Origin of the sequence: Hydrogenimonas sp., assembly GCF_029932565.1 — a bacterium.
Taxonomy (GTDB): Bacteria; Campylobacterota; Campylobacteria; order Campylobacterales; family Hydrogenimonadaceae; genus Hydrogenimonas.
This window is the reverse complement of record NZ_JAOZPV010000108.1, coordinates 1-4,305: the sequence shown is the minus strand read 5'-3', so window position 1 is coordinate 4,305 and position 4,305 is coordinate 1. Positions and strand designations below refer to the sequence as shown.

General features: G+C 51.6%; 3 protein-coding genes and 1 tRNA gene. 3 read left to right on the top strand and 1 reads right to left on the bottom strand.

The annotated features are described in order from the left end of the window. Nucleotides 1-252: 252 nt before the first annotated feature. Nucleotides 253-1,728, bottom strand: coding sequence for a 2,3-bisphosphoglycerate-independent phosphoglycerate mutase (gene gpmI / locus Q1K24_RS09380; RefSeq protein ID WP_300369343.1), 1,476 nt, complete (start codon nucleotides 1,726-1,728; stop codon nucleotides 253-255). Between the two features lie 117 nt (nucleotides 1,729-1,845). Here gpmI and mraY point away from each other — a divergent pair, with 117 nt between their 5' ends. The 3 genes from mraY to Q1K24_RS09365 all read left to right on the top strand — a co-directional run bounded on the left by mraY (nucleotide 1,846) and on the right by Q1K24_RS09365 (nucleotide 4,300). Beyond that, entirely contained in the window at nucleotides 1,846-2,910 is a 1,065-nt protein-coding gene (mraY, locus tag Q1K24_RS09375; protein ID WP_300369340.1) for a phospho-N-acetylmuramoyl-pentapeptide-transferase, read from the top strand. 42 nt (nucleotides 2,911-2,952) lie between these two features. Beyond that, the gene (murD, locus tag Q1K24_RS09370) at nucleotides 2,953-4,191 is read left to right on the top strand and encodes a UDP-N-acetylmuramoyl-L-alanine--D-glutamate ligase (RefSeq protein ID WP_300369337.1); all 1,239 of its coding nucleotides are present in this window, start codon (nucleotides 2,953-2,955) and stop codon (nucleotides 4,189-4,191) included. A 33-nt stretch (nucleotides 4,192-4,224) separates the two neighbouring features. Continuing rightward, nucleotides 4,225-4,300 (top strand) — tRNA-Phe (locus tag Q1K24_RS09365). The last annotated feature ends 5 nt before the right edge of the window (nucleotides 4,301-4,305 follow it).

Here is a 4,305-nt window from a genome sequence, read left to right as displayed (position 1 = left end):
AGCGATTTTGCCCCCTCTCTTTGTTGGTTCTCCTTGACGTGGCTTTGGCCACGCCCGCGTCGAACCGCCGCGATAGGAAGCAAAATCGCTTCCGTTACCGCCCATGGGGATTTTTGAGATGGGTTCTATTGAAAAGTTAAAAACTAAAAGTTAAAAGTTCAGGGTGCGGCTTCGCCGCTTCCATTCGATGATGTCCGCGTTACACGTGGCTCACAACAATGCAACTCAACACTCAATACTCAGCACTCAAAACTAAACAAGCGGCTCATCCATCTCTTCCGGTATCGGAAGCTCCATCAGTTTCAAGACCGTCGGGGCGATGTTGTTCAGTGCGCCCGGTTTCACCCCGGTTACGCCGGGTGCCATGACGAAACACCATACGTCGCCGACCGTGTGGTTGGTGAGAATATGCCCCTCTTCGTCCATCATCTCTTCGCAGTTGCCGTGATCGGACGTGAGAACCATTCGGTAGTTCTTCTCTTTCACCTTCCCGACAATCCGGCCAAGCTGTGCATCGACCGCTTCGACGGCTTTGACAGCCGCTTCGAAATTACCGGTGTGACCGACCATATCGCCGTTGGCGAAATTGACGACAATGAAGTCATATTCCTCATCCATCGCCGTCAACACCGCATCACCGACTTCCGGGGCACTCATCTCGGGCTTCATATCGTATGTCTTCACCTTCGGACTTGGTATCAGCACCCGCGATTCGTTCAGTACCGGCTCTTCGACACCCCCATTGAAAAAGAAAGTAACATGGGCGTATTTTTCCGTTTCCGCTGTATGGAGTTGCGTCAATCCAGCATTCGAAACGACTTCCGCCAGCGTATTTTTCGGCACCTCTTTTCTGAAAAGCACCGGATAAGGGAACGATTTGTCGTATTCTGTCATTGTCGCGATATGGACATGGACCGGCTTCCTCTCGAATTTATCAAATTTCGGATCACCGATGGCGGTGACGATCTCCCGCATCCGGTCGCTTCGGAAATTGATGAAGAGGACGCCGTCGCCCTCCTCCATCCCCTCGTACCCTTCAAACGCCGTTGGAATGATGAACTCGTCGGTCACATCCTCCGTATAGCTCTTCTCGACATATTCGATCGGCGAAAGATCCGTTTTCGGATTCGCTTCGACAATGGCACGGTATCCCTTCTCCACCCGCTCCCAGCGCTGGTCGCGGTCCATCGTGTAGAACCGTCCGCCGAGCGTGGCAATGGAGATCTTTTCGTCCAGAATCTTTTCGAGCTGCTTCAGATAGACGGGTGCCGAGGTCGGAGAGACGTCCCGGCCATCGGTGATGAGATGCAAAAAGACCTTCTTTCCCGCTTCGGCGGCAATTTTAGCCAGCCCCATTGTATGTTCAATATGCGAATGGACCCCGCCGTCACTCATCAATCCGATCAGATGGAGCCGGTCGCTTTTGCCCAGCAGTTCCCGAAACACTTCGTTCGTTTTCAAGGTGCCGTCTTTCAGAGCCAGTGAGATTTTGACCAGATCCTGATAGAGCACCCGGCCGCTTCCGATCGTCATATGACCGACTTCCGAGTTGCCCATCTGCCCCTCCGGAAGGCCGACATGCAGACCATAGGTGTGAATAAGTGAATAGGGAACCTCTTTGAAAAGTTTGTCGTACGTCGGCTTTTTCGCCGTTTCAAATGCATTCGCTTTCGAATTTGGCTTGTAGCCGATGCCATCTGTGATAATAAGGATTGTCTTTTTCGCCACGTTCATATTCCTTCACGCTGAAGTATCGAAAATTTATACTGTTTTATGCACAACTATATTAAAATACCGCTTTTAAGCTCCTAAAGAAACAATTTTTATTAACAGGTATTACATAACATGCTCTATTGGTTCTATCGTCATCTCGATATCAATCTGTTCCAGTACATTACCGTCAGAGCAGGATTCGCCTTTTTCATCGCGTTTGTTCTCACCATCTACCTCATGCCTTTTTTCATCGCATGGGCCAAAGCGAAAAAAGCGAGTCAGCCCATCAACAAGTTCGTTCCGAAAGCCCACCTGAAAAAGCGTGACACACCCACGATGGGCGGTGTGGTTTTCATTTTCGCCACGATTGTCGCGACGCTGCTCAGTGCGAAACTGAACAACCCCTTCGTCGTCGGTGCCATGGTCACACTCATCGGTTTCTGTCTCATCGGCTACAGCGACGATGTCGGCAAAGTCGTTTCGGGCAATAATCTGCACGGTTTGAGCGCCCGGGCGAAATTCGGGCTTCAACTCTTCGTCGGTGGCGCGATCGCGCTTTTTCTGATCTATTTTGCCGGTTTCGACACCCGTTTCTACATACCGTTCGTCAAATTCCCTCTCTTCGACATGGGGTGGGGGGCTGTCGGTTTCTGGGCACTTGTCATCGTCGCAGCGAGCAATGCCGTCAACCTGACCGACGGGCTGGACGGGCTGGCTACCGTCCCATCCATTTTCGCACTCTTTTCGCTCGGTGTCATCATATACATCACGGGTAACGCGATACTCAGCAGCTACCTGCTCTGGCCCAAGATCATCGGTGTCGGCGAAGTGACGATCGTGGCATCCGCACTGATCGGCGCACTGATCGGATTTCTCTGGTACAACTGCAATCCGGCGGAAGTCTTCATGGGTGACAGCGGAAGCCTCTCGGTCGGAGCGTTCCTCGGCTATATGGCGATTCTGGGCAAAAGTGAAATACTGCTTATCCTTATCGGGGCAATCTTCGTCATCGAAACCGTTTCGGTCATCGCCCAGGTAGGCAGCTACAAACTGCGGGGCAAACGCATATTTTTGATGGCACCGATCCACCACCATTTCGAAATGAAACAGTGGGCGGAAAACAAGATCATCGTGCGCTTCTGGATCATCGCGTTTATCGCCAATCTGCTTGCCCTTATCACTTTGAAGATACGATAATATGGTCGTTGGTCGTTGGAAGTACATGCGCAGGAGTTTGTCGTGAATATCTCTCTCTTCGGGTACGGAAAAACGACGCGGGCGATCGCCGAAAGAGTGGGGCCCTGCACTTTCTACGACGACCACGTAACGGTTCCACACAAAGACGAGTATGGTAACCTTCTCGCCCCACCGTCTCTTTTCGATCCCGATCAAAGTGACGTAGAGATTCCAAGTCCCGGCTTTCCTCCAAACCATCCGCTCATCCAGAAAGCCCGCAATCTCATCAGCGAATACGACCTTTTCCTGTCGAATCACGGAAAAAAATTTCTCAACACTCAGCACTCAACACTCAATACTCCCTACACCATCTGGATCTCCGGTACCAACGGGAAAACGACGACGACCCAGATGGTCACCCATCTGCTCGCGGAAAGAGGGGCTGTCAGCGGCGGCAACATCGGTACTCCATTGGCGAATCTGGATCCCGAGGCACCTATCTGGGTACTGGAAACCAGCTCCTTCACCCTCCACTACACCAACTATGCCAAACCCGATCTCTATCTGCTTCTTCCCGTCACACCGGACCATCTCGGCTGGCATGGCGGCGAGGAAGCCTATCTCGCCGACAAACTCAAGCCGTTGCATCAAATGCGCGAAGGGGAAGCCGTCATTCTGCCAAAGACACTTGGTGAAACACCTACGGACGGTTTCAAAATTCCTTATGCAGACATAGAAGATATCGCCGCCTATCTCTCTATCGACACATCCAAAATCAAGTTCGAAGGGGCCTTCCTGCTCGATGCGGTTCTGGCACTGGGAATATCGAAAATTCTTTTCGATACAATCGATTACGAGAGCATCAACAGCTTCGAGCTCGAACCGCACCGTCAGGAAAAGATTGTCGATAGCAGAGGGCGCATCTGGATCAACGATACCAAAGCGACCAATATCGATGCGACAATTCAGGCTCTGATTCCGTGGAAAGAGCGATCCATTCATCTGATTCTGGGCGGAGACGACAAAGGGGTCGATCTTTCACCCCTTTTCGAGCAGCTGAAGATGTACGACGTGCGTATCTACGCCATTGGAAAAAACAGTGAGAAAATTGCCGCACTCGCACAGCACTACGCAATCCCCTGCGAAATCGACGAGACCCTCGACAAAGCTGTCGAAGCGATCGACAAGCGTCACACGGACGAGAGTATCGCCCTTCTTTCTCCCGCAGCAGCGAGCCTCGACCAGTTCAAATCGTACGCCGAACGGGGCGATTTGTTCAAGCAAATCATCAGCAGTTTTTAAGAAGATTTCTTCTATAATTCCGTCCTACCAACCGGCCAGATAGCTCAGTCGGTAGAGCAGCAGACTGAAAATCTGCGTGTCGGCAGTTCGATTCTGCCTCTGGCCACCACCTCT